Raw genomic sequence first — 25,616 nt, forward strand, 5'->3', positions numbered from 1 at the left:
ACGCTCTGTTGGCTGACGTCATTCAGGAGCAACGACGATCATTTTCTGGTTGACCAACTCTTTGATGCCGAACTGGGACAGCTCGCGGCCATAGCCGGAGCGCTTCACGCCGCCGAACGGCAACTCGGCCGCAGTGGATGAGCGCGTGTTGATCCAGACAGATCCTGTCTCGATGCGCGCCGCGAGCTGCCTGGCGCGATCGGTATCGGCTGCGAAGATCGCGCCCGACAGGCCAAAGTGAGAATCGTTGGCTAGCGCGATCGCTGCGTTGTCGTCTGGAACGACGTAGATCTGCGCGACCGGTCCGAAGAACTCTTCGAAGTAGGCGGGATTGGTGCGCGAAATGCCCGTGAGAATGGTCGGCTCATAAAAGGCACCCGGACCGGCGATAACCTTGCCGCCGTGGTGAAGCGTGGCACCGGCCCGCACCGCTCGTTCGACCTGCGCGGCGATCTCGTCACGCGCAGCGATCGAGCACAGCGGCCCCATGTCGGTGCTCTCGTCCATCGGGTCGCCGATCTTCATGCGGGCAACGCGCTCCGTGAACTTGCTCATGAAGCGGTCGGCAATCCCGCCGTGGACGATGAAACGTTTTGCAGCGTTGCACGCCTGCCCCGCAACGTTGAAGCGTGACGCGACGCCGTGCTCCACGGCTCGGTCGAGATCCGCATCGTCCAGCACCACGAATACGTCGGCGCCGCCCAACTCGAGCACGGATTTCTTCAGATGCTTGGCGGCCTGGGAAGCAACGATGCCGCCCGCCTTCTCGGACCCGGTCAGGGCCGCGGCCTGCACGCGGTCATCTTCGATCAGCCGGGCGATCTGGTCGCCTGATGCAAATATGTTTGTCCATGCGCCACGTGGCGCACCTGCGGACAGCAACAACTCTTCGAATACAACCGCTGCCTGCGGGACGATACTGGCGTGCTTCGCCAGGACAGGATTGCCGATGGCAACGTTGGGCGCGGCGACGCGAATCAACTGGTAATAAGGAAAGTTCCACGGCTCGACGGCAACGACCACGCCGATCGGGTGATACTCGACCCAGGCTTCGCCATGCGTCGTCTGGAGTTTCTCCGGCGCAAGAAAAGTCGCAGCGTGGCGAGCGTAGTATCGAGCGATCTCGGCCGTGATGTTCACTTCCCAGCGCGCTTCCGAAATGCGCTTGCCCATTTCGTGCACCAGAATTCGCGCCAATTCTTCGGCTCGCTTGTCGATCTCATCGGCCAGACGCGCGAGCACGTCGAGCCTGGCCTGCCTCGGCTCCCTCGACCACGGGGACTGATATAGAGCGTAGGCCTGGGCTAGAAACGATTCGAGCTCAGCATCGCTGTGATTGGCGAATGTCTTCAATACTTCGCCGGTGACCGGACTGATACTTCGGTAAGCCATGGATGTTTCCTCATGAAGGCGCCAGCGCGGCTATCGCAGCTTCCGCGACGGCTATGTCCTGTTCGACTGTGCCGGCGCTGGCTCCCACCGCACCGACGATGTTTCCTGCGATAACGACCGGTATGCCACCGCCGAAGATGACGACTTTCCCGGAATGACTTTGTTGGATGCCAAACAGCGGCTGGCCGGGCTGAGCGAGCGAGGACAGGTAGGCGGTGTTTTTATCGAAGATGCGCGCGGTCGCCGCCTTGTTGATCGCAAGCTCGATACTGCCGATGAGCGCGCCATCCTGCCGCAGAAATGCCAGCAGATGACCGCCGCAATCAACGACCGCGACGTTGTAGGGAACCCCCAGGTTGCGGGCCTTCGTCTCGGCGGCCGCGAGCATCCGCTTGGCGTCTTCGAGCGTAAGGCTTGGATACTGCGCCGGCATTTCGTCCTCACTCACACATCAACAGCGTGTGAGAACGAATTTAGGATCGCGATACTCGACCCTCAATCATGGTCATCTGTTACCGCAAATGGTGGCAGCTCACGATTTGCGCTTCGCGCGGTGGATCCCGCAGACCCGACATCAGCTCATGGGCTGATGGCCGTGCGATCCGCGATCCGTTTGAGCCGGTCGCTGGTCACACCGAATCCGCTCATCGGGAAATTCTCGAAGCCGATTGCAATCGCCGGACTGTCCGGCGGCACGCGAAAATCACCTGCAGCCGGATTCGCGAACCGCGGATCACCCTGCTGAGAATGTCGATCTACCCCGAGGGCCTTTGCTCGTTCGAGCGCGGACGGACTGCTGAACAGATTGAAGTCGACCGCCGCCCCCCAGTAATGCATGAGTACGGGTTGGTGCGTCGCCATCACGATGTTGTGCTCGAAGCGATCGCCGCTCGCCTCGAGCCAGACATGCGGATGAAAGCCGTTGTTCACGATCGCATTGTTCCAGGCGGCGCGGTCGAATCCCTCGCGGAACTTGAGGCCGCCGCCCAGCAGGATGTTGTTGTAGATGCGATAGCTGGATGAGCCATCGTCCAGATCGATGTCCCAACCGTGCGCGCAGCTCAAACGATTGTTCCTGAGCGTGATGGGCTGCAATACATCGAGCTTCCACAGCTCCGGATGCCGGCCATTCATTTGCTCCAGGATGCCGCGATCCGGATGCCAGAAGCGGTCGCGGCCCCAGCTGTTGAAAGCGCCGTGGTCACCCGTTTCGAGCACGGTGTCGAACACATCGTTGTATTCGATGAGGTGCCCGCCCCAGGTGCCATCGCCGATGTTTATACCGGCGCGCGGCGTGCGGTAGATCGTGTTATGCGCGACCCGGATGTTCATCGCAATCGCGATCTGGACGCCGGCAACCTGCTTCTCCATGGTGCCGATGTCGTGGATCAGATTGTCCTCCGCCACCGACTCCGAAGGGTACTCATCGGTCTTCGGTCCCGGCGTGAGATCGAGATCATCGAAATTCACGAACTGCTCGTAGCGAAAGCTTGGCGAACGAACCGCCTCCGGGCGGCCCGTGAAACTGATGCCGCTACCGCCGATGTCGTGAATGTGGTTGCCGGCGATGCCAATGCGCCGGGCGTAGCCGCTGACGAATACGCCATTGCCACCCAACTCAGACAGCGTGTTGTCCGCAACGTGGACATCCTCGGCATTTTCGATGTAGATCGCCCCTTCGCGCGCAATCATCCAGTCACTGCGCAGCAGCGGCTCGGTCGCCTGCAGGAACGAATGAGCGGTGCGTTGAAGCTCGAAACCCTCGATGCGAACGAATTGAACCGGTGACTGTCGCGCACCGAGCACGTTGAGGATGCGTGCTGGTCCGCTCGCCGCGAAGGTCGCCTGGTGGATATCAATATGCTTCGGCGGCATGTAGTACAGGGTCGACTCCGAGGAGCTGAAATACCATTCACCATCTGCGTCGAGCTCTTCGAGGACATTCTCGACGTAGCGATACGTTGCATGCGCAGCGGAGGGTCGGTTGTTGCCAACCGCCGGACCCAGTGCGGCCGATCCATCGCTGTTCTTTCCAAGGATCGGAATGTGCATCCCGCCCCAGAGATGATCATGGATCGCGTGCAGGATGCCCCCGGCCGGATTGCGCCAGTTGCGAACTCGCTCTGGCGACAGTGCATCCGCTGCGTAGCCATTGAGTATTCGAATGTGCGCGTCGTAGTTTGGATAACGTGCTCTGACCTGCCGTTTACCATTCACGAACAACTGATCGAACGCGGTTCCCTCGACCGGCCAATCGGTAAGTCGCGCTCGGAAGATGCCGTCTCGATAGGGTTGCCAGACCGGCCGCAGCAGGCGTCCCGACAACAGTCGGGGTTTCTGGTTCGCAGCCGCGGTGATCAATGTGGGAAAGCTCTGCGTCCCCGACAGATCAGCGCCAATCTGCAAAGGTGCATCGATGTAGTAGTCACCAGTCGCAACTTCAATACGCAGCGGGACGCCCGGTTGCTCACGACGTAATCGCGCTGCCGCCGCGAGCGCAAGATCGAGCGATCGATAGCCGCCGGCAGGTGCGTTCGCAGACACACGAAGCACGACGTATGTTTCATCGGGCAGCGCAGATCTTGAAGGAGCGGTACAACTGCTCGTCCCAATGATCGTCACCAGCGTGAGCAGCACTTGCGCCAGCTGGGCGCGCATCAATCTGTTGCGAACCATGTTCAAGAATCAGAATTTCAAGCGCAACCCGAGCGCGAGTCGTCTATCGCCCGCGGCCCATGACAACGGCAGACGACCTGCTGCGCTGTCGATCGGGCGCAAGCTTGAAATAGTTTCCTTGCCGAGCAAGTTGTTACCCTCGAAGTAGACATTGATCTGATTCGACAGCTCGTAGCCGGCCTGGAGGTCGAGCGTCGAGAAGCGCTCTGCCCAGGCGGCCGAGCGACCTTCACCACGGATGTCGGGATCGACCAGGAAGGGATCGCGGCTGTTGTAGGCGAGCCGCAGGCTGAAGCCGTATTTCTCGTAGAACGCCACAATGTTGTAGGTGAACTTGGAAAGGCCACTGAACGGGTGCGACGGTATCTCGTTCACGGGATCGGCGTCCACTTGTCCCTTCGCATAGGTGAGATTGGCCTGGACTCCGAGGCCCGACCAGATCGATGGCAGGAAATCGAACGATTGTGCGTATCCGAGCTCCGCGCCTCTGACGTAGCCGCCCTGACCGTTCACCGGCAGCACCCGGTTGAATGTACGACCCTGGATATCGAACGCCTGTGCGCCTTTTTGGATGAAGGATCTGATCTGCTTATCGAACAACGACACGGACAGCAACGAGCCAGGACGCGCATACCACTCGAGCGACAGATCGTACTGATCGGCACGGAACGGATCGAGATCGGGATTGCCGCCTGAAACGAGCGCCGGGTTCACTGTCACCGAGTAACGAGGCACGAGCGATTCGAGGGTAGGTCGAGAGAGCACCCTGGCCGCGGAGAAACGCAGCAGCAAGTCTTGCGAGAGATCCACGATGGTATTGAGGCTCGGCAGCACGTCGGTGTAGCTGCGATCGAACGTTTGTTTGCCGGCCGGGGGCACGATCGCCGCCGGCGCCGGCGGCATCGGCGCGGGCTCGATGAATTGGATCGCGTCGAAGTCGACTGCCGAGTTCGTGATCGTCTGCTCCGTTCTCACCACACGCACGCCGAAGTTGCCCCGAACGGGACGCCGGGTACTGAGGCGAAAATCCGCCATGAGATAGGCAGCGCTGGTTTCCTCCGTGATTCGGTATTGATCGCCTGGATTGAGCTGTGGACGGGTCGTCGGCGCGCGGGCCCAGTTCCGATACGAGCCATCGAACGCAGCATCGAGGTAGAGCTGGCTATCGTAATAAGGAGCATCACCAGGGAGAACCGCCCCGCCATGGTAGTTCGCAAGCAGTCCGTGGACTGGCGAGCGCCCGGCGAAGCGACTGATGTCAGTGCCCGCCAGCGAGGAATCCAGCAGGAAGCGGGCGCCATTGTCCCGACTGCGATCGGCGAACCGCAGACCGCCCTTGATCGATTTGATGACGCCGAGGCTGCCGGTATAAGTGACGTCGAGTTGCTCGGACCAGAGCCGGTCTCGCCGATCGGTGACTTGGCCACCGATGTAACCGTTGAGGTATGAGCTGGGATCAGCGACGTCGAAGCGAGGATCGATGACAAACGAAGGGATCGGCTCGCCTGGAATGATATCGTATCCGCCGGAGACAGCCGTACCGAAGCCACGCGAGCCCCAGCGCAACAGGTCGAAGCCGATCTCCTCGGAATGTGTGGTCGACTCGCTGTAGGCTAGCTGGTTCTCGGCCTTCCATACCGTGGACAGCCACTCCAACCGCAGCGTGTGATTGTCGAGTTCGCCCTCGTCCCACTGGTGGAAATTTCCCGTCCCGATGTAGATATCATCCCCTACCGCGCGGGTGAGGACATTGGCCGAGTTCACTGCATAATCGAAGGTCGCCGGCTCGAAGGAGAAAACCGGTCTCAGTGCAAAGCTACCGGAGATACTGTCGCCTGCGAACTTTGCGTGGATCGTCGTCACGCTCGCCGTCATGGAATCGTTCAGCTCCAGCTGCACGGCACCGTAGTATGTCTTGGTATCGCGCAGCTGATCATTGAAGTTGGCGGAGTTGTTGTTGAGGATCAGCGCCGTGCCATTCGCCAACGACACGGGGTCCAACTGAGCTGTATCGGTCGCCTGCCCCTGGAAGAAACGTCGATTCCATGCGGCACCGACCGTCAGTCCCACACGACCTCCGAGCCAGCGATCGGAGTACAACCCGGCGAGGTTCGGCTCCGGCTCGTCCTTGATGTCGTACTTCTGTGCCTGCGCCGAGAACGCGATCCGGCGACCATCGATGTCGAAGGGTTGCAATGTTTTGATATTGATGGTCGCCGCAACGGCACCCTCCTCCAGATCGGCCCTCGCTGTTTTGTAAACAGCGAGCGCGGCGACGAAATCCGGAGCCAGCAGGCTGAAATCGAAGTTGCGATCGGCGCCGCGCACGATCTGGTTATCGCTCGCGCTCGTGACCGCCTGCCCGTTCAACGTCACGAAGTTGAACTCGGAAGGCAGTCCGCGCACGTTCACGAACTTGCCTTCATTCGCCTCTCGCGTGATCTGCACGCCCGTCACACGCTGCAGCGCTTCGGCTACGTTGTGGTCCGGAAACTTGCCAACGTCCTCGGCGGTGATGACGTCGGCGACCACATCCAGGTGACGTTTGTCCTCGATGGATTTGCTGACGCTCAGGCGGATGCCCGTGACCACCACCTCCTCCTCGGTGGTTTCAGGCTGCGCCGCATAGGCTCTCGGCCCGAGCACAGAGACAGCCACGACAGCCAGCAGGCCATTCGAAATGAATCTCTCCATTTGCTGCCCGTTAGCGGCCAGCCCTGGTGGCGTGGGAGCGAATAGTGTAGCCACGGAGATGACAGTAGCTGCGAGCCGCCGTTATACGTTGCGACTCGATTCTGGGAGTGCGACCGGCTTGCCGCACCCCTCCAAAGCAGCCAGCCTCCATCCCTCTTTCGAGTAACTCGGCGTAGCGACACGAGACGGTATTCGTTGCTCCATGGAGTGCTCGAAATGTTCTGCTTTGTGGGCTGTTCTCGAGCTGCGCGCACTGCCACGATTTGTCCAGGCTCGATCACCGCAGGGCCGTCCCGAGATTGCCGCCGCGGTTCGCCCGGTTTGCCCGACCAGTTCAAACGGATGTCTCTGCCGGAAGGAACTCTCATGACTGCCCTCGCAGATTACACATCTTTGCAGACTGCGTCTCGGGATCGAGTCATCGCCAGCACGCGTTCGGTGTCGCCGGTCCCGATGAGCGGCGAGATCTTCTGTTTCGGCCGCTGTCGGCTGATCGTTCGCGAACGCCAGCTACTGAAGGACGATGTGCTGGTGAATATCGGCGGCCGGGCGTTCGACCTGCTGCTGGCGCTGGTGGAACGTGCCGGCGAAACCATCGACAGCCGGGAATTGTTCGCACGGGTGTGGCCAAAAGTCATCGTCTCTCCAGTCAACCTGCGCGTCCACGTGGCCGGATTGCGCAGGGCGCTGGAGGACGGACGGGACGGCAATCGATTCGTCATCAGCGTGCCAGGCATAGGCTATCGCTTCGTCGCTCCCGTCAGTCGCCTGCAGCCTTCGGCGGCGCCGGCGTTGTCGCGTTTGCCAGCGCACACGCTGGCCGCTGATTACAGCGCGGTGTGCCGCGTCGACCTGGCCAGCGTCGAAGATCCCGCTCACGTCGCAAAGTCCGTGGCCACCGCGCTTGGCTGCGAGGCGGAGCCGCCCGACGCGCAGAGCTGTGTGATCGATTACCTACGGGACAAAGAACTGTTGCTGGCGTTCGACCATTGCGAACATGTATTTACCGGCGTTGCGCAACTCACCGAGCGATTGTTCACCGACGCCCCCATGGTCAACATCCTGATCAGCAGTCGAGCGACGTTGCATTGGTCGCGTGTTCGCACCGCTGACACCTGATCACAGGCCCGGCTCAACCTGCCGGGCCCTGCGCACGAATAACGTTCAACTGGTGGCGTCGATCCGATTGCTGCCACTATTAGGATTCGATCCGCGCTGCTACAGTCTTATAATTAAGTGAATCCACGTCAGCGGACGTCACGACGTATGAGACTTTCCGCCCAGCTGGCAGTGATACAGTTCGTGCTTGCCTTCGCGACCTGCTGCGCACAGGAAACTGCCGGGCCTGCACGCGCGCAGATCGACCCACACATCGTTCATCTTGGCGTGACCGACGCGACCGACCTGCGCTTCGTGCGTTTGTCCCGTTCGCAGGGGCTCTCGCAACAGCGCGTGACCAACATCGCTCAGGACGAGCGCGGCTTTCTCTGGTTCGGCACACAGTACGGTCTGAACCGCTACGACGGCTATCGATTCCGGGTGTTCAAGAACGAGCCCGACGATCCGGGCAGCCTGTGCGATGTCCACATCACCTCACTGATCAATGACCGCGACGGGCGGATCTGGGTCGGGTGTGCGAATTCGGTCGATCGATTCGATCCGGTGACCGAAAAATTCGTGCACTACCCTCTCGAGCCGGCAACCACCACGCACACCAACGGCGCGGTACGACACATCAGTCAGGACAGCGAAGGCCGCCTGTGGCTGTCGACTGGAAACGGACTGTACTCGCTCGATCCGGTCACAGGCTTCGTGCAGCGCTTCGCCCATGACAACGACGATCCGTTCAGCCTGAGCAGCAGTGAGATCCGGTCCAGCGGCGAGGATCGGTCCGGCGCCTTCTGGGTGGCGAGCACCGCCGGCATCGATCGTTTCGATCGACGCAGCGGTCGTGTCACGCTGCGCGTGCCGCTGCGTGAAGCGGAGGATCTGAGGTTCTATGAAGATCGGCAGGGGACGTTCTGGATCCTGCAAGATTCCGGTCATGGTCTGTCGATCCTGGACCGCCGCACGCACCGCCTGGTGCGTTATTCCTTTGCCACCACGGCATCTCCCGAGCTTTTCCTGACCGGCGTGCGCTCGATGCTCGAGGACCGCAATGGCACGCTGTGGGTTGGCACGATGGCCGACGGTCTTTTGAAATTCGACCGGGCGCGACGACAATTCACCCGCTATCGCAACGATCCCACCGACATCGAGAGCCTGTCCGAGAACCGGGTCCTGGCGCTCTACGAAGATCGTGAAGGTCACGTCTGGACCGGCTTCCATGCGATGGAACCGGGCTTCTTCATGACCCGGCCGCTGCCGTTCACGAAGCTGCCGTTCGACGCGCGCAATCCAAACAATCGCGGCGAGACGCTGGTCAATGTCATCTATGAAGATCGCCAGGGCATCCTGTGGATAGGAACGACCGGCGCACTCAACCGCTTCGATCGCAGCAGCGGACAGCTCACTCACGTCGATGTCCCCGGCGATGGCAGCGTCGGCGAAGTCCTGTCGCTCATCGAGGATCCCTCCGCCGAGGCGCTTTGGATCGGCACTGGCGGTCAGGGACTGTATCGCCTCGATACCCGAAGCCAGCGTTTGCAAGGATTCCGCCACGATGACACCAACCCGGCCAGCCTGAGCGACAACCGCGTGATACGCCTGTTCTATGACGCCCGCGGGCGACTGTGGATCGGCACCTTCGATGGCTTGAACCGCTTCGATCCCGCCACCGGCAGCTTCATCACCTATCGCCACGGCAACGGCACTACGCCGCATGTGTATCGCTCGATAGTGGAGGATGCGCGTGGCACCCTTTGGTTGGACGCCGACGGCGACGGCGTACAAACCTTCGATCCCGAGACCGGGCGCTTTACACCCGTAAATTTGCAGTCGGGTTCTGACAGCCCGCTGTTATACAAACGTGTGCAGTCCCTCCACGTGGATCGCGGGGGTGCCATCTGGGCCGGAACGGGCAATGGCTTGTATCGCTACGATGTCGAAACGGGGGCGAGCACCTACTACAGCGAACGCAACGGGCTGCCGAGCAATACGGTGAGCTGCGTGTTCGAGGATAACTTCGGTGAGCTGTGGATGGGCACCAGCGCGGGCTTGTCACGACTCGACCAGGCACGCAAGACCTTCAAGAATTACTCGATTGCAGACGGACTGCCGGGGCTGGATTTCACCGGCTGGAGCGCATGCTTCCGGGGCGCCTCAGGTGAAATGTTCTTCGGCGGCTTCGCGGGCGCGGTCGCATTCCGTCCGGAAAACGTGCGTGACTTCGATTACGCACCGCCGATGGCACTCACGGGTTTCAGGCTCGCGGGTGTTCCGGAGGAGCCCGGACCGGGTTCACCCCTGTCGCGTGCCCTTGGCTACACCCAGGCGGTGACGTTGCTGCACCATCAGAACAGCTTCTCGATCGAGTTTACGACGCTGAGCTTCCGCAGCCCGTCGACGAACCGCTTTCGCTATCGTCTCGAAGGTCTGGAGGATCGATGGCAGGAAGTCGGCAGCGACCGTCGCTTTGCCAACTACACGACCTTACCTCCCGGCCACTATCGCTTTCGAGTTCAGGGCGCCACCAGCCGAGGTCCCTGGAGCACTCCGGGACTCGAGGTCGCCATCGATATACAGCCGCCCTGGTGGGCAACGTGGTGGTTCCGCAGTCTGCTGGTGCTCATTGCGCTGGCGACGATAGTCGGCGCCTATCTGCTGCGCATCCGACAGATCGCGCATCAATTCAACATGCGATTGTATGAGCGGGTGAACGAGCGCACGCGCATCGCTCGCGAACTGCACGATTCGTTGTTGCAAGGCTTTCAGGGCTTGATCTATCGCATGCAAGCCGTGCGTACACTGTTACCGGATCGCGCTGCCGAGGCGGTGACGCTGCTCGAGACCGCTCTCGACAGCGGTGACCGCTCGATTGCTGAAAGCCGTGCAGCCGTGCACGACCTGCGTTCGAACGCGCCGGTCGCGAGCGATCTCGCCGATTCTCTGGCCGCGCTCGGTGAAGAACTGACGTCCGGCGGCCTGCATCCACTCACTTTCCGGATTCTGGTGGAGGGCAAGGCGCGGCCAGTCGCCCCTCTCGTGCGAGATGACGTCTATCGTATTGCCCGCGAAGCACTGCGAAATTCGGTTCAGCATTCGCAGGCACAAAATATCGAGGCCGAACTGCATTACGCAGAGCACACGCTTACGCTGCGATTGCGCGACGATGGCATTGGCGTCGATGCGAAAGTAATAAGCGAGGGCCGGCGCGCCGGCCATTGGGGACTGCAGGGTATGCGCGAGCGCGCCGAAGCCTTCGGTGCGCGCTTCGCTGTTTGGAGCGAACATGGAGCGGGAACCGAGGTTGAGCTCTCGGTCCCCGCGGCGATAGCCTATGGGGGTACGGTGAGTCATCGGTCCTGGTTCAAAATTCCTATATTCGGAGGCCGTCCATGAACGCCAACACGCCGATCCGCATCCTGGCCGCGGACGACCATCCGGTATTGCGTGCCGGGATCGCAGCCCTGATCGGCACCGAGCGCGACATGAAAGTCGTTGCGGAAGCTGCGACCGGACGCGAGACGGTCGAGCGATTCCGCGCGGTTCTTCCAGATGTGACTCTGCTCGACATCCAGATGCCGGAGATGAGCGGCATCGATGCGCTGATCGCGATCCGCAGCGAGTTTCCTAGCGCGAAGATCATCATACTGACTACTTATGGCGGCGATGTGCTCGCCCAACGAGCGCTCAAGGCCGGTGCATACGCTTACATTCTCAAAGGCCTGGTGCGCAAGGACTTGCTGGACACCATTCGGGCGGTGCATCTGGGCCAGAAGCGGATTCATCCTGAGGTAGCCGCAGGGCTGGCCGTCCATCTCGGCGAAGACCCGCTCTCGGAGCGTGAAGTTGAAGTGCTGCGACTAGTGGCAGCCGGTAATTCCAACAAGGAAATCGGCGTACGCCTGTCAATCACGGAACATACCGCCAAGGCCCATATGAAGCGCATCGTCGCCAAACTGGGGGCCAACGATCGGACGCATGCCGTAACGGTGGCGCTGGAGCGCGGCATCCTCACCCAGGCCATTCCCCCAAAGGGGTAATTGCCTGCTGCTTGTTCGGGGGACTCGGTTGAAAGCAAACGTTGGTAGGGTCGCTGCCGAACACTCATGCAGCGAATCTTCTCCACATTCCCCGACAAGTGGCCCGGCCGCGGCCTGTTGCTCCTGCGCATTGCCGGCAGCGTGCCGCTGTTCGTGGTTGGCCTGTCGAAACTGTGGGGAGACCCCGCCGACATAGCGGTTTGGATCCGAGTCCTCAGCTGTGTGTCGGCGACGTTGCTGCTGGCGGGATTCTGGACCCCATTCGCCGCGACCCTGCAGGCACTGCTCGAAGCATGGTTATCCTGCGCCGGGACTGCGTTCGAATGGACGCATCTCATCCACGCATTCATCGGTCTGAGCCTGCTGATGCTCGGGCCGGGATACTGGTCGGTCGACGCGCGCCGCTACGGCCGCAAGCGCATCGTTCTCGAATATTCGCAGCGCCCGCCGGGCGAGCGCGATCTCGAAGACCCTTGAAGCAACATCCGCGCCCCTGCTCAAGGGCCAGATGTTCGAGCCGCCGGCTCAGGCCGGCATACCAGGGAACTGAGGCAGGTCGAGCGGCTTCGCCCAGGGCAAACGTCGCTTGGTGAACATCTCAAGCTTGGGTGCGATCAATTCGGGCCGATCGAGGCTGCCCAGGGTGACGAACACCAGGCCCGGGAAGCTCTCCAGATTGCTGGAGAATATCCGGGCACCGCAGTCCGGACAGAAATTCCGGTCCAGTCCTTTGCCAGAATCGGCAATATAATGAAACGCCTTCGGCTTGCCCTGGGTCAGCGTGAAATCATCCGTCGGAACGCCGAAGAACGTGGCCGCCTCACCGCCCGACGCTTTCTTGCAATCGTTGCAGTGACAAACGGCGACAAACGCCGGGTCGGTCTCGAACTCGAACCTGCAAGCGCCACAGGCACACCGGGCAGTGTGTTTCTTCGTCATGTTCATGTCCTCGGATGCTGAGCTATAGAGGCATTGCCGCCCTCGCGAAGCACAGCTTATCCGCACCGATACTCGCCGTCCGTGCCTTTAACGCTTATTAACCGCTGTTACTTTTCCAACCGCCGGCCGGATCGATCTCAATTCAGCTTGCGCGCAATGAAGGCGCCGTCGCCCGCCTTTCGAATCTGCCGTCCTTATTACGTTTGCCGAGTTCGACCTTGCCTACCATCTCAGTCTCCAGGGAAAGCGCATAGCGCATCGCTCCGACCACCTTTCCCATGCGCGAGCATGACGCCAGATGTGCATCGTACTAAGCGAACGCCGATCAGCGTAATGTCCAGAGTTGAAGCACTTGGGGTTTCGCCACTTTCCCGGCGATGCTCCAAGTATCAGCTACAAACCTTATCGCCGGATCTCTCGGCGATAAGCTACCCTTGCTAGCGCCCCCAATAGGAACGCCTAAAAATCTATAAAAAACATCCGCCCCCCACTCTTAGGCGTTTTAGAAATGTTTCCATGAGATTGCCGCGTCAACCTCGCGATCTCCCCTGATCGTTTGATCTCACTCTCTTAATCAGATGGTCAACCGCTGTCGCACTGTGTGGGGAACTGTCGCAAACCGTCTCGACTCGTGGATTTCGCCGTGCACCGTTGAGTGGAATGGGTTTTCATTTCGAACCGGCATACGTTCCCGCACATTTTCGAAATGGACACGGCACCGCCTGCGACGCAGGATGAACGTCGCAAGACAGTCATGGACATCGTCCTTCGCGGGTGCCGCGTGCCTTCAGGCAGCTAAAAGCCGACCCGCACTCCAAGCTTATAAAATCGCCCCATCACATCGTAGTGAGTGCCATTGGTCTGAGTGAGCAGCGTCGCCGAAGGAATGATGGGCGGATCGCGATCGAACAGATTGTTGACGACCCAGAACAGCTGCGCACGGCCACCTGCCGTCAAGTCGTACGTGCCCGACAGATTGAACAGGAAATAGTTGCCGATATGGTTGGTCTCGGGATCGATATCGGCAGGTGCGGTAGCGGTCGGCGCCTCACGATAGGCATTGTCGATCTTGCCGGGCCCGACCCAACGGACTTGCGTGGTCAGGCTGAACGGCTGCAGGCTGTACGTGAGCGATACATTGGCTTTCCATCGCGGCGTCGCGCCTTCGCTGGTATCCAGCTGACCGGCTTGCTCGTTGATGGACGGCGCTTCGCCGGGAGCCCCCGGCACGGCGATTGTGAATCTGTCGACATAGGTTGCATTGGCTCGCAGACTGAGGCCGCCTGCCCCGAGGTCCATGCTGTACGTACCGACCAGATCCACACCGCGAGTGCGCAACGACGACAAATTCCTGAGCTCATTGATGACGCGAATCAGCGCGCCGGTGTTGTTGAACTCCAGTAGATCGCAGTAGACCTGCACGCCGTGTTCGCATAGCCGCGCTATTTCCACCTGACCTACGGTTGCGATCACGTCGTCCACGTCGATATCGAAGAAATCCGCCGACACGCTCAGTCCCGAAGCGAACGCCGGCGTATAGCTGGCCCCGAATGTCGTCGTGTGCGAGCGCTCTGGTTGCAGCCGCTTGTTGCCGATCGTGTCGATCTGCACGCCAGGATGAGTCGTTCCGTTGTAGAGCACGTTATTGAGCGACGTTGTCGCGGGTGAATCGAGTTCATAGATGCTTGGCGCGCGAATGTCGAGCGAGTGCGTGCCACGAATGAGCAGCCCGTCGAACGGTTCCCAGGTCACACCGCCCTTCCATGTCGTGGCGCCGCCGAAGTCGGAGTAGTCCGCATATCGAATCGCTCCGTTCAACGCGAGCGAATGCGCAAACGAAGCATCGCTGATCAGTGGCACGGTCGTCTCGAAGTAGCCTTCCTTGACGTTGAAGCTGCCTTCGAACTCACTGCCTAGCGAGAGATCGTAGACACCGGTTTTCGCCACTTCGTCGAGGACGGACTCGAGCGTCTCGTGACGCCACTCGGCACCGAACGCAACTGCGACCGGACCGGCCCAGTTATCGAAAATCGTGCCTTGGAAGTTGAGCTGCGCCGCCTGCTGGCGGTAAGTCACCCGGGCGAAAGGCGTGCCCGAGTAATACTCGAACGCTGCCCGAGAGGGCGTACCGTTGCCGAAGAGATTTACTGGCACGCAGCCGTTGTTTGGATCGGTGAGCGTCGATCGGCAGATGGGATCCACGACACCCGGCGTCGCGGGATTGTCGATCACGTCCGCGGCGAGCGCATAGAGCGCTCGATTGCGCATGTTGTAAGTACGGCGGAAATATTCGTTTTCGCCGTAGGTGTACGCGGCGTTCCAGGTCCAATTGCCGCCGAGCGCGCCATCGAGCCCCGTGGACGCGGTGTACGCAGTATCGCGCAGCACAGTCTGCGGTGGCTCATTGTCATAGGCGACTCGACCCAACACGAAAGATTGGGCCGGCGGAGTTGACGTCGAAGCCCCCGCAGGCATCGGAATGGCCGCTCTCAGGGCGTCCGGAATGAAGGGATTGTCCGCATAGATGCGTGCCTGTGTTCCAACCAGCGTCGTCGGATTGAACACGCTCACGCGATCTCGGATCGGCTGGTTGGTTTGATCTCCGGTCGATCGTCCCCACGAAGCGTCGAGAAACATGTCGAGACCGTCATTGATCCGATAACTGGTCCGGCCGTAGAGCACCTGCCGCTCCACCGCCGGAATCATGCTGTACTCAGCCCCATCCGGATTGTTGCCACCCGCCTGATTGGCCGCGAACGTGGTCGGTGTCGTCGCCGGATTGAACTCACCGCGCACGAACGGAGAAACACTGGTCGCAGAATCGAATTGCAAACCGATGAGTGCCGCGCGCTGCGCGGCGGTTCCACCAGCAGCATTCACGATGAGACCGCCTGGCGTGAAGTTGCCAGGCTGCGTGTTGCGCCTCATCACCATTCGCGGCCGGCCGTTCGCGGCGGAGGCTGAGGGATCGGTGTAGAACTGCCAGTAGTCGTCGGCCCAGTCGCGACTGCGGTAATTGCCAAGCCCGTCGTTCTTGGTGAAATCTCCGGAGAACACGACGTGCCCGCGCTCGTCCGCGAAAGAGAATCCACTCACCATGCCGGCCCGCCACTCGCGGCCGTCGCCCCGTTCGGACGTACCGCCTTGAATTTCGGCGTGAACCCCCTCCACTTGTTTCTTGAGGATCAGGTTGACGACGCCCGCGACGGCATCGGAACCCCATTGCGCGGAGGCGCCGCCGGTCACGATGTCGATGCGATCGATCATCAGCGCCGGAATCAAATTCAAGTCGACCTGATAGGGATTGCCGACACTGGCCGACGGCACGCTCGGAACAAAACGCCGGCTATCGACGAGCACGAGCGTGCGTGGCGAGCCCAGTCCGCGCAGATCGGCGAATGTTTGTCCTGGAGTTTGAGTTCGAACGCCGTTGGCGGCACCACTCAGGCGCGAATTGAACGCCGGCATCTCCTGCAGCAGGCTATAAACATTGTCGGCCCCCCGCTCCTGAAGTTCGACGGCGCCGATGGTCTGGGTGGGCGTCGGAGCGGTAAAAGGAGAACGAATGCGTGTGCCGGTCAACACGACCTCTTCGAGCACTCCGTCTTCAACCGCAGCTCGCAGGTGAGATTCGCTTGCGTCTGCAGGCTGCGTTTCCTGCCCGACGGCCACCGAGGCCCACGCGGCAAGACCAATGACAGAGCAATACGGCCGGCTCGAACGCGCGGAATCGGTCATGTCTCCCCCTTCGGACATTGTTCGTGGGCGCGCCAGTACCGGCGCTTACCCGTTAAAGTTCGTATTACTAGCCTTACGCATCTACCCCCTGAGCGTCAAGCTGTCATTTGCCACGCGCGCGGTGTTTGTTGAAGAACTCGAGCAGCGAGCGATTGAATGCCACCGGTTGCTCCCAGTAAGCCGAATGCCCCGACTCGCTCACGACGACAGCTTCGGCGCCCGGCACATGCCGCGCGAACTCGCGCAGTCTTGCGGGTGGCATGTACAGATCGGCATCGCCAGTGATCAGCAAAGCGGGTGTGCGAATCGTCTCGATCGCCGACCATGTCAGTGAATACGCGGTAGGCTGGCGCACACTCTCCTCGGCCCGATTCATCTGATGAAGCTCCGACCAGCGCGCGACACCCGTGGGATTGGCGGCGCGGTAGGAGGGTCCGATCTCCCGAAATTCGACTGGCAGGTCACGAAAGCCGCGTGGCATCAGAGCGCGCGTGACACTTTGATACTGCTCATCCTGCACCCCTCCCAAGCTGCAGGCGATCGTCAGGGATAGCAATTTCTCCGGATGCGATAGCGCGTAATCCGGCACGATAAAGCCGCCGGCCGCCGAGCCGACCAGATGAAAGCGGTCGATTTTCAGGTGTTCGATCAGCTCGTGAAGATCGCCGGACCCCGTGCCTGCCTGGTTGGGATTCATCTCCGAGGCAGCTACCTCCGAGCGAAAATAGCCGCGTCTCGAATAACCAATCACACGATAGCCCGCGGCAACCAGCGCCGGCTGCTGATACTCCCAGATTGCGCCGTGACCACTCGCCGGATGAAGAAGCACGACCGGCTCTGCGTCTCCACCGGTGTCCCAATACCAAAGCCGCGCGCCACCGGGCAGGTTCGCGATACCTTCTGTGACTCGTGCCTGCACAGGCGGCGAACTCCAACTCGTCTGAGCCGCCAGCACGCGCACCTGGGCATCTGTTGAGGCCGCCCGTGCACTGACCAGCGCTGCTCCGCTGGCGATCAGCGCGCCCTGCAGCAGCGCTCTGCGATTCCTGTTCTGAATGCTCACCTGGTGACCCTCTGCGTATTTTCTCTTCAGCTAGCTTTATAGCTCTAGAAAATACAGCGACACGAGGGCACGTCAATAGCGAGGGCTTAGAGCAGCTCGTGAAACCGGACGATCGCCGCTGTCGCAGTCCGCCGCGCGACGCCGACGAAGAGTGCACGATTGAGCCAGGCATGCGCGCTGTCGAGCGGCGCTTCGAACTCGGCGCAGGTACGGAAATAATACAAAGCAGGATCCACCGCCTCTCCCCGACTCAACTTGTCGATGATTTCCGGCGAGCCGTGGCGCAAGCCGCGATTGGTCACCATGATCGAGACACCGTCCGCGGCCTGCAGCGTGTATTTCGCCTCGATCTGCAATACCCCATCCGGACGCACGAATTGCCAGTCGGCGCCGCCCGGTATGACTCGGCCCTGCAGGCGCGGACCAGTCACCTCTCCGCCGGTGACAGGCACGATCCGCCGGAAGCCATGCGCACTCGGTCCGATGACGACCGGGCCATCGACCAGCACGTGCGCTTGGAAAGCGAAACGGGTTTGAACCGGCGCGGCCTCGGCGGCGAATTCTTTGCGATCGATCATCCCGATAGCCTATCGATCCAGCGCGTCGATGCAAACCACCTCAGCGCGAGCGCTTCTGAGTACGCTTGCGTCGCTCCGGCTCGCCGACCTGCAGGAACAGCTTGGAAATCAAACCGCGCAGCCAGCGGATTCTCGCATCGTTGTGAAATCGCGTATGCCAGTGCTGCCGGACCACCGGTGACTTGACCGTGAAAGGCGGTTCCATCAGTCGCAAGCCGGTGAGCTGCGACAGGCTCGCACCGATGGCATGCGGCACCGTAAATATCAGGTCCGACTGCTTCAATATCATTGGTACCGCGAGAAAGTTACCGACGCGAACGACGATACGGCGATGAAGACCCTGCTCCGCCAGCTCGTCCTCGAGAATGTCGTTGGTGCTGCCCTGCGCATGGACCACGCCATGCAAGGCTTCGATGAATTGCTTGCGACTGATCTCCTGCCCCAGGCGTCGGTTGTTATCGCGAGTGACGCAGACAAAGGAATGCGCGAACAACCGCTGCTGATACAAAGCCGCGCCCGTCAGGCTCGGGTACGAACCGATCGCCAGATCGACAGCGCCGGAACGCAGGGCCGGCTCGATCTCCTCTTCGGGAAGCTGGACGGTGGAGACGTCGAGACCGGGCGCGAGCTCCATGAACGCTTCGAGAATACGCGGCATGAGCACCAACTCGCCGATGTCGTGCATGGCGATCGTCACGGTGCCTCGGGCCGTCGCCGGCTCGAAGCTGGCCTGCTGCAGCACGTCCGAGCGAATTCGCTCCAGCACTTCCCGCACCGGAATCGTCAGTCGCTCCGCGAACGGGGTCGGCTCGATGCCTCGCGGCGTCCGAACGAACAGCTGGTCGCCAAACAGTTTGCGCAGCCGGTTGAGCGAATAGCTGGTCGCCGGCTGACTCATATCCAGCAGCTTCGCGGCAGCGGTCACACTACGTGCCCGCAACAGCACATCCAGAACCACGAGCAGATTCAAATCGATCTTGGCGATATCCATCGTCTTTATACTCTACATAAATCGCATCGAACTACTCAAAGCGAGCCCAGTGCCCGACACTTCCGGGTCTGATCCGACAGTCCAAAGAGTGAAGTTCCATGAGCACCCCCTCGGCCGCGGCGACCGACAGCGATAACAGCACATTGGTGAGTGTCGAGATCCGCGACCGCATCGCCTGGGTGAAATTCAACCGCCCCGACAAGCGCAACTGCATGAGCCCGCGCCTCAATCGGCAGATGATGGTGGTTCTGGACGAATTAGAATACCGCAACGACGTGGGCGTGCTGGTCCTGAGCGGCGCAGGCACGGCCTGGTCCGCAGGCATGGACCTCAAGGAATATTTCCGCGAGAATGAAGCCAAAGGGCTTGGCGCCATTCGCGGTTCGCAGCGTGAAGCCTACGGCTGGTGGCGCCGACTCCGCTGGTTTCAGAAGCCCACCATCGCGATGGTGAATGGCTGGTGCTTCGGTGGCGGCTACGGCCCCTTGTTCGGCTGCGATCTCGCTTTTGCTGCCGAGGAAGCTCAGTTCGGTCTGTCCGAAATCAATTGGGGCATTCTGCCCGGCGGCGGCGCCACCAAAGTCGCGCGCGAGTTGTTGTCGTTCCGTCGCGCGATGTATCACTCGTTGATGGGCGAGAACATCGATGGCCGCACGGCGGCCGAATGGGGCCTGGTGAATGAAGCCCTGCCCCTCGCCAAGCTGCAAGCACGCGTCGAGGCAGTGGCGCGAACTCTTCTGGCAAAGAATCCGGTCGCGCTGAAAGCCACCAAGGACGCGATCCGACGGGTCGGCGAGATGACCTACGACAACGCCGAGGACTATCTGATCCGCGCCCAGGAGGCGGCGAACTCCTTCGACAACGAAGGCCGCAAGGAAGGCATCCGCCAGTTCATCGACGACAAGACCTACAAGCCCGGGCTCGGCGCTTACGACCGCTCCAGGCAGACCTGAAGGACTTGTCGTGAAACCTGTCGTCGATATCACGTCCCAGCGACGTATGGATGCTATTGCGCGCCTGTTGCAGCCGCGGTCGGTGGCAATTGTGGGCGCGTCGGCGACGCCCGGAGCGCTCGGCGCTGCGGCGATCGCGAACCTGGATCGTTTGAAATTTCAGGGCGAGGTGCATCTGGTCAATCCGAATCGCGACCGGATTGGCGAACGCCCTTGCCTGTCGTCGGTCGACCAGTTGCCGCTCGGCGTCGACGCTGCCGTACTGACGATTCCTCGAGATGCAGTACTGGACACCCTCCGGGCGCTGGCACGCCGTGAGGTCGCCAGCGCTGTGATCTTTTCCGCAGGCTTCGCCGAAGGTGGCCAGGCCGGCCTCGATCAGCAGCGCGACCTCGCGCGGATCGCGAACGACCATGGGATGGCAGTCGAAGGACCCAACTGTCTCGGCTTCGTCAACTACGTGGACGGCGTAGCACTCACCTTCGTCGAAACACCCGCTCAACCACTCGCCGGGCGCACCGGCATCGGCATCGTCTCACAGAGCGGCGCGATGGCCGCCGTACTCGGAGTCATGCTCTCGAGCCGGCAACTCGGCATCTCCTATTCCATTTCAACCGGCAATGAAGCCGTCACCGGTGTCGAGGACTACCTCGAGTATTTGTTGACGGAACCGAACACCCAGGCATTCGGACTCATCGTCGAACAGTTCCGTCAACCGCGACGCTTCATCGAGCTTGCGCGTCGTGCGCGCGACCGTGGCAAGCTGCTCGTGTTGCTCCACCCCGGTCGTAGCAGCGCCGCTCGCGAATCGGCGGCCACGCACACAGGAGCAATCGCAGGCGACTACGATGTGATGCGTACGCTGGTGGAACGGGCCGGAGTCATCGTGGTGGACAGCCTCGAAGAGCTCGGAGACGTGCTTGAAGTGGTCACACGCTGTCCGACGCTACCGAGTGGCGGCACGGCGGTGCTCACCGAATCCGGCGCCTTCAAGGCACTGACGCTGGATCTGTGCGAGAAGATTGCGCTGCCTTTGCCACCGCTGACGGATGACACCCTGCCGTCGCTGCGCGCAGCACTGCCGGCTTTCATACCGGTTAGCAATCCGATGGACCTGACCGCACAGGCGTTGGTCGATCCTGATTTGTATCGTCGCACGCTCGAGGCGCTGCTGGCAGACTCACGTTTCGGCAGTATCGTGTTCGGAATCATCCAGACGAATCCCGGCACCAGTGACCTGAAGTTTCCCGCCATCATCAACGCCATTCGAGAGTTGCGGCCGAAGACGCCGGTGATCTTTGCTGGCCTCGATGAGGGCGCGGCGGTTCCGCCCGAATACATCGAGCGGCTGCGCGAACTGCGTGTGCCTTACTTTGCTTCTCCGGATCGCGCACTGCGCGCTGTCGCTAGAATCAGCGAGCTGGCAGCGCGTGACGACGCGGCCATTGCCGTGACTGCTGTCACGATCACAGGCAACCTGGCCGACGGCATGATGCCGGAGTATCGCGCCAAGGAATTGTTGGCAAGTGCCGGCATTGCGTTTCCGCAAGGACAATTTGTCACGACGCTGGAGCAGGCGTACACCGCCGCCGAGCGCATCGGTTATCCCGTTGTGATCAAGGCCCAAGCCGCAGCCCTGCCTCACAAGAGCGATGCCGGCGGCGTACTCTTGAACCTGAAGGATCGTGGCGCACTGAGCGACGCCTGGCATCGTCTGCACGACAACGTCGCTCGTCATTCACCCGGGCTCGTGCTCGATGGCGTACTGGTGGAACAGATGACTGCGCGCGGCGTCGAACTCATCGTTGGCGGTCGCAACGATGCGCAATGGGGGCCAGTGCTACTCATCGGCTTCGGCGGCGTCCAGGCCGAACTGATGAAGGACGTGCGCCTGTTGCCGGCGGACCTCACGCTCGAGCGCATCGTCGAGGAACTGCACTCGCTCAAGCAGGGCGCGCTCTTGCGAGGTTTTCGAGGTGCACCCGTGGCGGATGTGCAAGCCGTTGCGCGCATCGTGGCGCGTGTGGGCGCAATCGTCCGGGGCAATCCCGATATTCATGAGATCGAACTGAATCCAGTGATCGCGCATCCGCAGACGCAAGGCGCGCTGGCGCTCGATGCACTGATCGTGATTCGGCAAGCCTGATAAACGGAGCTGTGCATGCGTGAAGAAAGTCTGCTGATCGGCGGCCGCTACCAGGCTGCGAAAGGCGACCGCCGCTTCGAGCGGTCGAATCCAATCACCGGCGAAGTGGTCTGTCGCGCGGCGGCGGCCACGGTGGATGATGTCGACCTGGCCGTGAACGCGGCTCAAGCGGCGTTCCCTGCATGGGCCGCACTGTCACCGGGTGAGCGGCGCATGCGCCTGCTCAAGGCCGCGGATCTGCTCGACGCACGAACACCGGAGTTCATCAGCGTCGGCATGGCCGAGACCGGCGGTACGCCGGGCTGGTACGGATTCAACGTCATGCTGGCGGCCAACATGCTACGCGAAGCGGCGGCGATGACGACGCAGATCAGCGGCGAAGTCATTCCGAGCAATGTGCCGAACAATCTGGCGCTGGCGGTACGTCAACCTTGTGGCGTCGTGCTGGGCATCGCGCCGTGGAATGCACCTGTGATTCTCGGCGTGCGCGCGTTGGCAATGCCGCTGGCCTGCGGTAACACTGTCGTGCTCAAGGCGTCGGAACAGTGCCCGGGCGTTCATGGCTTGATCGCCAAAGTGTTGCACGAGGCTGGGCTCGGCGACGGCGTCGTCAATGTCATCAGCAACGACCCGGAGGATGCGCCCGCCATCGTCGAACGTTTGGTCATTCATCCAGCGGTACGTCGTGTGAATTTCACCGGCTCCACGCGAGTGGGACGCGTCATCGCGAAGCTGGCTGCGGAACATTTGAAGCCGGCACTCTTGGAGCTCGGCGGCAACAATCCGCTCATCGTGCTCGACGACGCGGACCTCGACGCCGCAGTCGCTGCGGCTGCCTTCAGCGCCTTCATGAACCAAGGACAGATCTGTATGTCCGCCAGCCGCATCGTCGTCGCGGCGAGCATTGCCGATGCCTTTATCGAAAAGCTGGCGAGCAAGACCGCTACTCTGAAAGCGGGCGCCCCCGGCAAGGAAGGTTTCGCGCTCGGGTCGCTGGTGAACCCCGAAGCCGCCGCCCGTTGTTCGAAACTTATCCGCTCCGCCGTCGAGAGCGGCGCTCGCCTGGTCACGGGTGGCCAGGTGGACGGTGCGATCATGCAACCCACAGTCGTCGATCACGTGACACCCGCCATGTCCATCTATACGGAAGAATCATTCGGCAATCTGGTGACGGTGGTTCGCGCGAACTCCGACGTCGATGCCGTGCGTATTGCAAACGACACCGAATATGGTCTGTCGGGTGCGGTCTTCAGCCGCGACATTGCTCGTGCGCTCGGGGTTGCGAAGCAGGTCCAGTCAGGCATTTGTCACATCAACGGTCCCACGGTGCATGATGAAGCGCAGATGCCGTTCGGCGGTGTCAAAGCCTCCGGCTATGGTCGATTCGGCGGCAAGGCGGCCATCGACGAGTTCACCGACCTGCGCTGGATCACCATCCAGACGGGATCGCGTCACTACCCCATCTGATCTGCTTCGCGCGCCGGGCGGGCGCTGCTTGACCCGCCCGAGATTCCCTCTTAGGCTAGCTTTATGGCCTTAGAACGCGCACCGACCCTGGACGGTCGAGTCAGCTCAAATCGGGAACCGGGCGGAGTTGCCTTGCTCACCATCGAGCGGGCCGCGAAGCGCAACGCCCTTTCTCTTCACATCAAAGCCGAGCTGGCCGATGCCGTATCTCGATGCGCAGCCGATCCCGAGGTTCGCGCGATCGTGCTTACGGGGGCGGGCGGCGTTTTCGTTGCGGGCACCGACGTGGCCGAGATGGTCGAGATGAATCCACTCGACCATGTGCACGCGCAGACCGACCGCGTCTTCACTGCCCTACGCAACTGCTCGAAACCTCTCATCGCCGCCGTGGAAGCCTATGCATTGGGCGGTGGATGCGAGCTCGCCCTCTGTTGCGACATCGTTATCGCCGGTAGCAGCGCGCGCTTCGGCCAGCCGGAAATCCGGCTCGGCATCATGCCCGGCGCGGGCGGCACGCAACGCTGGGTGAGAGCCATGGGTTCGTATCGGGCCCTGCCATACCTGCTGAGCGGCGAATCCTTGACCGCGGAGGACGCTCTCGCTGCGGGACTCATCTCGGAAGTCGCGCCACAAGGTGAAGCGTTACAGCGGGCAATGGCGCTGGCCACCACCATCGCCGCGCTTCCACCACTGGCGGTCAAAGCGATCAAGGCATCGGTGAAGCTCGGCGAGAACGCGGGGCTGGATGCCGCCCTCGCCTTCGAGCGTCACAATTTCCAATTGCTGTTCGGCAGCCACGATCAGCGCGAAGGCATGCGCGCCTTCCTCGAAAAGCGCGTGGCGCATTTCGAGGGGCACTGACAGTCAGGTGAACTCATGATTCTTCACTGGTCGCCCCGCTCGCCGTTCGTCCGCAAAGTAATGATCTGCGCGCACGAGCTCGGGCTGGCCGAGCGCATCGAAAAAGTTCGCTCCGTCACCAACATGCTGCTGCCCAACGAGCCGCTCATGCAATTCAATCCCTGGAGCAAGATCCCGACGCTCATCACGGATGAAGGCCAGGCGATGATCGACTCGGACGTGATCTGCGAGTACCTAAATACCCTGCAGCGAGCCCCTCAGCTGCACCCCGATGGCACGACAGAGAAATGGCGCTGCCTGCGCTGGCGCGCATTCGGCAACGAAATGCTACACGCGCTGATCCTCTGGCGGAATGAACGGGAGCGCCCGAAGGACAAGGCACTCGCACCGTTGATGACTGCCTTCGCACGCAAGCTCGAGGCTGGCCTCATCGCCCTCGAGAAGGAATCGGCGCAACTATCGTCGACGCCCTTCAGCGTCGGCCACATCGCCATCGGCACGGCCTTGGGTTACCTGGATCTGCGCTTCGCGGAGCTGCAATGGCGCCAGGCGGTCCCGGGCCTGAGCGCATGGAACGAGGCATTCAAGGGCCGACCGTCCGTACGTGCCACCGAGCCAGTGGACGATTACGTGCGCCCCGCCATTCTGGATCAGCCCTAACATCATGAGCTCAACCGCCCTGTTCCTGGTCAGATTGACCGACCACGCCGATAAATCCGCCGTGCGCAGCCAGTTCCTGGAGGCACACAAAGCCTGGCTCGCCGAAAATCGCGAGCGAGTGCGTGCCGCGGGACTCCTGCGTCCGGACACGGACCAGCCGGCGGTCGGCGCATGCTGGATCGTCTCGGCCGCGAGCCGCGCTGAGGTTGAAGGACTGGTGAAAAGCGATCCCTTCCATGTCCAGGGACTGCGCGCGAGCTGCGAGATTCTGCACTGGAGCCGGGGGTTCCCGGCGGGCGCAGTGTCGATCTAAG

General features: G+C 61.4%; 19 protein-coding genes. 10 read left to right on the top strand and 9 right to left on the bottom strand.

What is annotated here, in order from left to right:
• Window positions 1-18: 18 nt before the first annotated feature.
• From EKO19_RS33705 to EKO19_RS33720, 4 genes are all read right to left on the bottom strand, one after another.
• On the bottom strand, window positions 19-1,392 hold the full coding sequence (locus EKO19_RS33705) for an NAD-dependent succinate-semialdehyde dehydrogenase (protein WP_129781824.1): 1,374 nt from the start codon (window positions 1,390-1,392) through the stop codon (window positions 19-21).
• A gap of 10 nt (window positions 1,393-1,402) precedes the next feature.
• Entirely contained in the window at window positions 1,403-1,825 is a 423-nt protein-coding gene (locus tag EKO19_RS33710; protein WP_129781825.1) for a GlcG/HbpS family heme-binding protein, read from the bottom strand.
• 146 nt (window positions 1,826-1,971) lie between these two features.
• Window positions 1,972-4,068 (bottom strand): right-handed parallel beta-helix repeat-containing protein, encoded by a 2,097-nt coding sequence (locus EKO19_RS33715; protein ID WP_129781826.1) that lies wholly within the window; start codon window positions 4,066-4,068, stop codon window positions 1,972-1,974.
• 9 nt (window positions 4,069-4,077) lie between these two features.
• The gene (locus EKO19_RS33720) at window positions 4,078-6,762 is read right to left on the bottom strand and encodes a TonB-dependent receptor (protein WP_129781827.1); all 2,685 of its coding nucleotides are present in this window, start codon (window positions 6,760-6,762) and stop codon (window positions 4,078-4,080) included.
• A gap of 366 nt (window positions 6,763-7,128) precedes the next feature.
• Here EKO19_RS33720 and EKO19_RS33725 point away from each other — a divergent pair, with 366 nt between their 5' ends.
• The 4 genes from EKO19_RS33725 to EKO19_RS33740 all read left to right on the top strand — a co-directional run bounded on the left by EKO19_RS33725 (window position 7,129) and on the right by EKO19_RS33740 (window position 12,383).
• Window positions 7,129-7,881: a winged helix-turn-helix domain-containing protein gene (locus tag EKO19_RS33725; protein WP_157995568.1), complete on the top strand. Its 753-nt coding sequence runs from the start codon at window positions 7,129-7,131 to the stop codon at window positions 7,879-7,881.
• 147 nt (window positions 7,882-8,028) lie between these two features.
• Complete coding sequence (locus EKO19_RS33730; protein WP_129781829.1) at window positions 8,029-11,262, top strand: sensor histidine kinase; 3,234 nt, start codon at window positions 8,029-8,031, stop codon at window positions 11,260-11,262.
• Window positions 11,259-11,906: a response regulator gene (locus tag EKO19_RS33735; RefSeq protein ID WP_129781830.1), complete on the top strand. Its 648-nt coding sequence runs from the start codon at window positions 11,259-11,261 to the stop codon at window positions 11,904-11,906. Before EKO19_RS33730 ends, EKO19_RS33735 begins: the two co-directional genes overlap by 4 nt.
• A gap of 66 nt (window positions 11,907-11,972) precedes the next feature.
• Window positions 11,973-12,383 carry a DoxX family protein gene (locus tag EKO19_RS33740; RefSeq protein ID WP_129781831.1) on the top strand — a complete coding sequence of 137 codons (411 nt, stop codon included), beginning with the start codon at window positions 11,973-11,975 and terminating at the stop codon, window positions 12,381-12,383.
• 48 nt (window positions 12,384-12,431) lie between these two features.
• On the opposite strand, the gene EKO19_RS33745 is transcribed toward EKO19_RS33740, so the two are convergent.
• The 5 genes from EKO19_RS33745 to EKO19_RS33765 form a co-directional block, all read right to left on the bottom strand.
• Complete coding sequence (locus EKO19_RS33745; RefSeq protein WP_129781832.1) at window positions 12,432-12,845, bottom strand: GFA family protein; 414 nt, start codon at window positions 12,843-12,845, stop codon at window positions 12,432-12,434.
• 795 nt (window positions 12,846-13,640) lie between these two features.
• Window positions 13,641-16,583, bottom strand: coding sequence for a TonB-dependent receptor plug domain-containing protein (locus EKO19_RS33750; RefSeq protein WP_175597287.1), 2,943 nt, complete (start codon window positions 16,581-16,583; stop codon window positions 13,641-13,643).
• Window positions 16,584-16,686: 103 nt separating this feature from the next.
• Window positions 16,687-17,646, bottom strand: a complete 960-nt coding sequence (locus tag EKO19_RS33755; protein ID WP_157995569.1) for an alpha/beta fold hydrolase — start codon at window positions 17,644-17,646, stop codon at window positions 16,687-16,689.
• Window positions 17,647-17,732: 86 nt separating this feature from the next.
• Window positions 17,733-18,224, bottom strand: a complete 492-nt coding sequence (locus EKO19_RS33760; protein ID WP_129781835.1) for a DUF3237 domain-containing protein — start codon at window positions 18,222-18,224, stop codon at window positions 17,733-17,735.
• A gap of 40 nt (window positions 18,225-18,264) precedes the next feature.
• Window positions 18,265-19,215: a LysR family transcriptional regulator gene (locus EKO19_RS33765; RefSeq protein WP_129781836.1), complete on the bottom strand. Its 951-nt coding sequence runs from the start codon at window positions 19,213-19,215 to the stop codon at window positions 18,265-18,267.
• 98 nt (window positions 19,216-19,313) lie between these two features.
• Between EKO19_RS33765 and EKO19_RS33770 the strand changes: the two genes are divergently transcribed.
• From EKO19_RS33770 to EKO19_RS33795, 6 genes are all read left to right on the top strand, one after another.
• Window positions 19,314-20,168 (top strand): p-hydroxycinnamoyl CoA hydratase/lyase, encoded by an 855-nt coding sequence (locus tag EKO19_RS33770; protein ID WP_129781837.1) that lies wholly within the window; start codon window positions 19,314-19,316, stop codon window positions 20,166-20,168.
• Between the two features lie 46 nt (window positions 20,169-20,214).
• Entirely contained in the window at window positions 20,215-22,314 is a 2,100-nt protein-coding gene (locus tag EKO19_RS33775) for an acetate--CoA ligase family protein (protein ID WP_129782009.1), read from the top strand.
• 15 nt (window positions 22,315-22,329) lie between these two features.
• Window positions 22,330-23,781, top strand: coding sequence for an aldehyde dehydrogenase (locus EKO19_RS33780; RefSeq protein ID WP_129781838.1), 1,452 nt, complete (start codon window positions 22,330-22,332; stop codon window positions 23,779-23,781).
• 63 nt (window positions 23,782-23,844) lie between these two features.
• Window positions 23,845-24,642 (top strand): enoyl-CoA hydratase-related protein, encoded by a 798-nt coding sequence (locus EKO19_RS33785; protein ID WP_129781839.1) that lies wholly within the window; start codon window positions 23,845-23,847, stop codon window positions 24,640-24,642.
• 15 nt (window positions 24,643-24,657) lie between these two features.
• Window positions 24,658-25,302 carry a glutathione S-transferase family protein gene (locus tag EKO19_RS33790; protein ID WP_129781840.1) on the top strand — a complete coding sequence of 215 codons (645 nt, stop codon included), beginning with the start codon at window positions 24,658-24,660 and terminating at the stop codon, window positions 25,300-25,302.
• Between the two features lie 4 nt (window positions 25,303-25,306).
• On the top strand, window positions 25,307-25,615 hold the full coding sequence (locus EKO19_RS33795) for a YciI family protein (protein WP_129781841.1): 309 nt from the start codon (window positions 25,307-25,309) through the stop codon (window positions 25,613-25,615).
• Window position 25,616: the final 1 nt, after the last annotated feature.

Source organism: Peristeroidobacter soli (assembly GCF_004138485.1).
Classification (GTDB): Bacteria; Pseudomonadota; Gammaproteobacteria; order Steroidobacterales; family Steroidobacteraceae; genus Steroidobacter; species Steroidobacter soli.

What these genes read in the sequence shown, in the direction of transcription:
- EKO19_RS33740 (WP_129781831.1), top strand. Translation starts at nt 11,973, where the DNA reads ATGCAGCGAATCTTCTCCACATTCCCCGACAAGTGGCCCGGCCGCGGC.
- EKO19_RS33735 (WP_129781830.1), top strand. Translation starts at nt 11,259, where the DNA reads ATGAACGCCAACACGCCGATCCGCATCCTGGCCGCGGACGACCATCCG.
- EKO19_RS33720 (WP_129781827.1), bottom strand. Translation starts at nt 6,762, where the DNA reads ATGGAGAGATTCATTTCGAATGGCCTGCTGGCTGTCGTGGCTGTCTCT.
- EKO19_RS33795 (WP_129781841.1), top strand. Translation starts at nt 25,307, where the DNA reads ATGAGCTCAACCGCCCTGTTCCTGGTCAGATTGACCGACCACGCCGAT.
- EKO19_RS33710 (WP_129781825.1), bottom strand. Translation starts at nt 1,825, where the DNA reads ATGCCGGCGCAGTATCCAAGCCTTACGCTCGAAGACGCCAAGCGGATG.
- EKO19_RS33750 (WP_175597287.1), bottom strand. Translation starts at nt 16,583, where the DNA reads ATGACCGATTCCGCGCGTTCGAGCCGGCCGTATTGCTCTGTCATTGGT.
- EKO19_RS33775 (WP_129782009.1), top strand. Translation starts at nt 20,215, where the DNA reads ATGGATGCTATTGCGCGCCTGTTGCAGCCGCGGTCGGTGGCAATTGTG.
- EKO19_RS33790 (WP_129781840.1), top strand. Translation starts at nt 24,658, where the DNA reads ATGATTCTTCACTGGTCGCCCCGCTCGCCGTTCGTCCGCAAAGTAATG.
- EKO19_RS33715 (WP_129781826.1), bottom strand. Translation starts at nt 4,068, where the DNA reads ATGGTTCGCAACAGATTGATGCGCGCCCAGCTGGCGCAAGTGCTGCTC.
- EKO19_RS33760 (WP_129781835.1), bottom strand. Translation starts at nt 18,224, where the DNA reads ATGATCGATCGCAAAGAATTCGCCGCCGAGGCCGCGCCGGTTCAAACC.
- EKO19_RS33765 (WP_129781836.1), bottom strand. Translation starts at nt 19,215, where the DNA reads ATGGATATCGCCAAGATCGATTTGAATCTGCTCGTGGTTCTGGATGTG.
- EKO19_RS33705 (WP_129781824.1), bottom strand. Translation starts at nt 1,392, where the DNA reads ATGGCTTACCGAAGTATCAGTCCGGTCACCGGCGAAGTATTGAAGACA.
- EKO19_RS33770 (WP_129781837.1), top strand. Translation starts at nt 19,314, where the DNA reads ATGAGCACCCCCTCGGCCGCGGCGACCGACAGCGATAACAGCACATTG.
- EKO19_RS33745 (WP_129781832.1), bottom strand. Translation starts at nt 12,845, where the DNA reads ATGACGAAGAAACACACTGCCCGGTGTGCCTGTGGCGCTTGCAGGTTC.
- EKO19_RS33725 (WP_157995568.1), top strand. Translation starts at nt 7,129, where the DNA reads ATGACTGCCCTCGCAGATTACACATCTTTGCAGACTGCGTCTCGGGAT.
- EKO19_RS33785 (WP_129781839.1), top strand. Translation starts at nt 23,845, where the DNA reads ATGGCCTTAGAACGCGCACCGACCCTGGACGGTCGAGTCAGCTCAAAT.
- EKO19_RS33780 (WP_129781838.1), top strand. Translation starts at nt 22,330, where the DNA reads ATGCGTGAAGAAAGTCTGCTGATCGGCGGCCGCTACCAGGCTGCGAAA.
- EKO19_RS33730 (WP_129781829.1), top strand. Translation starts at nt 8,029, where the DNA reads ATGAGACTTTCCGCCCAGCTGGCAGTGATACAGTTCGTGCTTGCCTTC.